3 protein-coding genes and 1 pseudogene are annotated in these 5,299 nt (G+C 64.5%); all 4 read right to left on the reverse strand.

The genetic code is table 11. The features are described from left to right. On the reverse strand, nt 1-1,505 hold a 1,505-nt coding region (locus tag WCB02_RS26425), incomplete at its 3' end, for a caspase family protein (protein ID WP_423962708.1). Between the two features lie 129 nt (nt 1,506-1,634). Continuing rightward, on the reverse strand, nt 1,635-2,657 hold the full coding sequence (locus tag WCB02_RS26430) for an FHA domain-containing protein (RefSeq protein ID WP_423962709.1): 1,023 nt from the start codon (nt 2,655-2,657) through the stop codon (nt 1,635-1,637). Further along, the gene (locus WCB02_RS26435; RefSeq protein ID WP_423962710.1) at nt 2,654-3,964 is read right to left on the reverse strand and encodes a S1C family serine protease; all 1,311 of its coding nucleotides are present in this window, start codon (nt 3,962-3,964) and stop codon (nt 2,654-2,656) included. The genes WCB02_RS26430 and WCB02_RS26435 overlap by 4 nt, the downstream gene beginning before the upstream one ends. Before the next feature lie 288 nt (nt 3,965-4,252). Continuing rightward, a pseudogene (locus tag WCB02_RS26440) lies at nt 4,253-5,299 on the reverse strand (DNA polymerase III subunit alpha); the annotation flags it as partial.

Genomic DNA, 5,299 nt, shown 5'->3' on the forward strand with positions numbered 1-5,299 from the left:
CCGTGGGGCTGCCCAGCGGCCGCAGCTGCCGGACTGCCGGGCGGCGGCGGAGGCTGATTGATGACCGTATTGATCACGGTTGTATTGTGGATATTGTTGTAGATGATGTTGTTCGGCGGCGCCGCGACATAGGCGGGCGGCCGGACGAACGCCGGTATCGGCACAAATCGCGGCTGTGGCAGCACGAACAGTCCAACGGCGACAAAGGGCGGCGGCAGCACCACGAAGTCCGGCGGTGGCGGTGGCAGGAAGAAGACCGGCGGCGGTGGCGGCGGCACAAAGCCGAAGTCGGGATCGTCGAACATCAACACCGGGCGATCGACATAGACGATCTCGTCCGGCGGCGGCGGCGGTACGTCATAGTCGATCATTGCAAATGATGGCGGCGGCTCCAACGGAGCGGTCAGGATCGCCAGACGCCGGCGCGCATCGCCAGCATGCGGTCCGCGCGGATAGCGCCGCAAATAGGACCAGTAGGCATCGGGCGTATCGGCGCGATAGGAGCTGCGCCAGGTGATTTCCTCGCGGCGCGCGGCCACGATCGCCCTCACCCGCTTGGCCAGCGGATCGTTGGGATAGGCCGCGAGAAACTCCTCATAGGCCTGTAGCGTGTCCCGTTCGAGCGCAGCCGTATAGGCCTGCTGCGCGCCGAGGTCGCGGATCGGCCGGTCGCGGATCGCGGCGACCTGATCTGACGGCCCCTGGGTCGGCGGCGCGTCCGCGGCGCGATCGAAAAAGGTGAACGGCGCCCGGATCTTCTGCGCATCCCACGGCACCTGCGCGCCCTTGCTCGCCTCGCTGACGCGCAGGCGCACGCGATCGAACACGTCCGGCAGCGACAATCCGCCGGTCCGGATCATTTCGGCGAGCGACTGTGCGTAGATGCCGTAAGGTCCTGGCTCGCTCGGCGCGACCGTGCCGGGTGCGGCATTGAACGCGATCAGCATGTTGGCGTCCGGTTCGACGATCGAAAGCCCGCCGGCAATCGGCTGGCCACCTTCGATGAAGGGCTGCTGCCGCGCCGCATCCAGCACCACGATGCTGGCCTTGAGCGGGATCGCCGCAAGCTCGCGGGTGTAGTCGCTGATCCGCAGCCCCTCGATCGGAATATCGGTATCGCTGTTGATCGTGGAATCGACCGGTACGAAGTAGTTCTCGCCTGCGATCTGGACGCCGTAGCCGGCGAGATAGACCATCGCGACCGTGTCGGCCGGCGAGGCCTGCGCCTTCTGGATGAAATCGCGAAAACTCTTGCGAAGCGTGTCGCCATCGAGGTCGCGGGCGCCGATCACGTCGAAGCCCGCTGCCTGCAAGGTCTGGGCGATCAGGCCGGCGTCATTGGCCGTGGTCGCCAGCGGACCCTTGGCGTAGGCGCCGTTGCCGACCACAAGCGCGATTCGCTTCTCCTGCTGGGGTTGCGCTGCAGCGGGGCCGACTATTGCCGGAAGACAGAAAATCAGAAGCAGGCAAAACGAGAAAAACGAGAAGGTCCTGACGGCTTGCATGGCTTGTCCGGCTTGTTTGATGGCAACACAGTTCCGCGCATTGAGCATGCCGCTGACTGAATGTCACTTGAACAAGAACCGCTGGTAATGGGGCACGGCGTCTGATCGCCCCCTGGGGAATTGCACAACCTACCGGCCAACCTCACCAGTCCTGGCCTCACCAGTCCTGGCCTCACCAGTCCTGGCCTCAGAAGTCGTTGCCTCGGCAGTCCTGGCCTCAGCAAGGTCGCGGTCAAGCTTCGGCTTGAGGTCCGCGATTTCACCGAAGAAAGCGGCTTCGTCGCGGAAAGGCACGGCGCGGAGTGCCGGCGGCATCAACACATGGGCCGTGGTTTGTCGACCGGAGTCGGAAAAAGCCTCCGAGCGCTGCAGCTGCTCCACGGTAACCGCGACGACGAGCAGTGCCGTCACGAGAGCCGCCTTCAACCATACTCTTCCAGGTCCAACCCCCCGGAGATGAAGGAAGCAGACGACCGCAAGGGCCGACCAGGCCGCGACATATTGGTAGGTACTGGCGGCCGACCAGGTCCAGCCGAAGGCCAGGTACTGCGCAAGTTCGTTGTAGAGCGAGAAGGCGAAAAGGCCCGCGAGTGCAATGAGCAGGTTGCGGATGAGATGCGAGCGCCCGGAGAATATTCGCGAAAGCAGCGTCCAGATCCCGACCCAGACCACGATCACGGCCAAACCAGACAGCAGCGGCGTGAGATAGCTCGAAGCCCGGGCTTCGGTTACTTGGCTGAGCCATATCCTCAGCGCATCCATTCCCAACACGGCCGCTCCGAGTGCCGCGGCGACAACGACCGGCAAGATTCGCCACTGCGGTCGTGCCGTTCGTTCCGGCTCGACCTCATGGCTCGGTTCGCGAACGCGCAGATACGTTTGTCCGATGCGGATAGGCTGCTTGCCGTCAACGACGACGCGCGCGAGTCGGCTCCGGCTGCCGTCCAGGAACGTGCCATTGGCACTCCCCAAATCCTCCGCGACAAGCTGCCCGGCCTCGTCGCGGAAGACGCGCAGATGTTGTGCAGCCACATAGGGATCGTCGACGATGACGTCGTTGTCATAGCCGCGACCGATCCGCACTTCCGGTGCCGTGATCCGGAAGCGGGCTGCGATGTCGCGGTGGCGCGACAGGATCTCGACCCAGATCATTTGGACACTTGCAAAGCTTCGAGAAAGCGCCTGCCGAGCGCTATGGCGTCGTCGTACCCCACGGCCTGCAGGCTCAAACGCGAGACCAGGGCTTCGCTGCCGTGGTCCTGGGTGACGGCGACCAGGACGACATCGTAAAGCCCCTCGAACTCACGATAGGCCCGCGCGCACCAGGTGGCCCTGAGCGGCGGGCGGTCCGGCGCGGGAGCGGCGCTCACAAAGTCTTCGTGGCAACGCTCCGGCGTGTACCACTTGCGGAACGGGCCGCCGCCGACAAGGCGCGGCTGGCTCAACTGGGTCAGCAGGGTGGCGAACTGGAACTGATTGAGATCGATGGTCTTGGCATAGGAATGACTGATCTGGACTATTCCGGTGTTCAGATCGGTGGCCACAAACAGACCCGTATCACTTGTGCAACTGGTCGAATTGATGCTGGCGCGCGGCGCCGGCGTAGCACCGGCATTGGTGTTGGCCCAGCAATTGAACCAGAGCGCCTTGGTCTCGGGCGCCGAATAGGACCCGAGTGCGGTGAAACGAAAGCCCTCATCGCCGAGCGCCTTATAGAGCCCCGATCGCCACACGGTCAGCTGTTGCGCAATCTCGGCATGCAGGTCCGGAGCCGCCTCACGCTCGCGCACACGCTGCAGCAATGCCGCGGCAAATCGCGCCGGCACCAGAAAACTGACCAGTTGCCCTCCCCTGCGGGTCGCAACGTTGATGCCAACGACGCGACCCTCGGGGCCAACGGTCGGACCCCCGCTCATGCCAGGGTTGAGCGCGCCGGTAAAGTGGATTCGTTCATTGTAGCTGTGTTCCACCAGACCGTTATAGGTGCCTTCGCTGATGGTGAAGCCGAGGTCGAGAGGATTGCCCATCGAGTAGAGGCGTTCGCCTTTGGGCAAATCGCCCGCCATCGCCCTGTCATCGAAGATGAAGAAGGGAGCGTCATGCTTGTCGAGACGGATGATCGCAAGATCGTTCGCCAAGTCTATGGCCAACACGGTGACGGCGCCGTGGCTGCCATCGGCCGCCGCATATTCAAGGCGGTAGGTCTTCGGCTCAAGCGCAACCTGCGCGACCACGTGATAATTGGTGATCGCAAGCCCATCGGCAGTAACGAGAAATCCCGAGCCGGTTGAGGTCTGCCGATCAGCATCAGCGACCAATGTGCGAATCTGCAGGAGCCGGGGCGGCGCCGACGCGTAGATGGTCTCAGCCGCAGAGGACTCACCCTGTGCCACCTGCGTAGCACCGCCGTCAATCGCTGCGACCGCCAAAAGCAAAAGCGCGCGCGCGACGCCGGCCATCGAAACAGTCAAGACGTCCCCCGATCAACGTTGCGTCGCAAAGCCCCTTAATGGCGACCGCTTGTTTTGTATTCGCCAAATTGAATGTCGGCAAGCTTCCCGCATGGTTTAGCCAACGCACGGCGTGGTTGCAACATCGACTGCCTTCGTCGATTTGAGAATCAATCAGCCCGTCGAGCGCATCCATCCGTGAAAGATCGCTCAGCGTGCTGGACTTGGCGCGCCCGCGCACCGGCTTCGCGGACCGCCAGCCCCACGGTCACGAGCCTGTCACGATCGCACGCCCGCTTACAGCGTCTGCACGTCGACCACGCCGGAGACCGCCTTGATGGCCCCTGCGATCTGCGGCGAGACCTTGAAGCGGCCGGGCAATTTCATCTCCACCTCGGTCTGCAGGTCGAGCATCATCACCAGCGAAACCTCGCCGTCGGCTCCCGCCATCCGCGGCACGGTGGCAGGCGCAGCGCCCTTCGGCGCCGCGGCGCCGTTGGACGGCGTCGTCTCCGGCAACTGCAACCGCTTGGCGATCGAGTCCAGCGGCCTGGTATCGCGGACAAAGATACGCAATCCCTTTTGCGTCTTGGCGGCGGCATCGTCGAGCGGTTCGGCATGCAGCACGCGGGCGCGCACGTCCTCGCCCTGCAATTCGGCCCCGAGCTGCAGCAGCACGGCAGCGCCGGGCTCCAGCACGTCGCGATATTGCGCGAGCCCTTCGGAGAACAGCACCGCCTCGAAATGGCCGGTCGGATCGGACAATCCCATGATGCCCATCTTATTGCCGGTCTTGGTCCGCCGCTCCATGCGCGACACCACGGTGGCAGCGACCTTGCCGGCGGTGGCGCCGGTCTTCACCGCGCGGGAAAACTCCGCCCAGCTTTGCACCCGCAGGCGCTTCAGCACGGTGGCGTAGTCATCGAGCGGATGGCCGGACAGGAAGAAGCCGATGGCGTCGTATTCGCGGCGCAGCCGCTCCGCCGGTAGCCACGGCTCGATCTGCGGCAGCATGATGGTCGGCGCGTCGGCCGCGTTGCCGAACATGTCGTTCTGGCCGATAGTCGCAGCTTCATGGCTGCGCTGGCACGCAGCCAGGATCGCGTCGGCGCCCGCGAACACCCGCGCGCGGTTGGCATCGAGCACATCGAAGGCGCCGGCCGCGGCGAGACTTTCGATCACCCGCTTGTTGATCGCCCGCGGGTTCACTCGCGCCGCGAAATCGGCAAGCGAGGTGAACAGGCCGCCCCGGCGCGCCTCCACGATCAGCTCGATCGCCTGCGGACCGACGCCCTTGAGGGCTGCGAGCGCGTAATAGATCGTGCCGTCGGACACCTCGAAAGT

The sequence above is a fragment of the Bradyrhizobium sp. genome, assembly GCF_049581145.1.
Lineage (GTDB): Bacteria > Pseudomonadota > Alphaproteobacteria > Rhizobiales > Xanthobacteraceae > Bradyrhizobium.

What these genes read in the sequence shown, in the direction of transcription:
- WCB02_RS26430 (WP_423962709.1), bottom strand. Translation starts at nt 2,657, where the DNA reads ATGATCTGGGTCGAGATCCTGTCGCGCCACCGCGACATCGCAGCCCGC.
- WCB02_RS26435 (WP_423962710.1), bottom strand. Translation starts at nt 3,964, where the DNA reads ATGGCCGGCGTCGCGCGCGCGCTTTTGCTTTTGGCGGTCGCAGCGATT.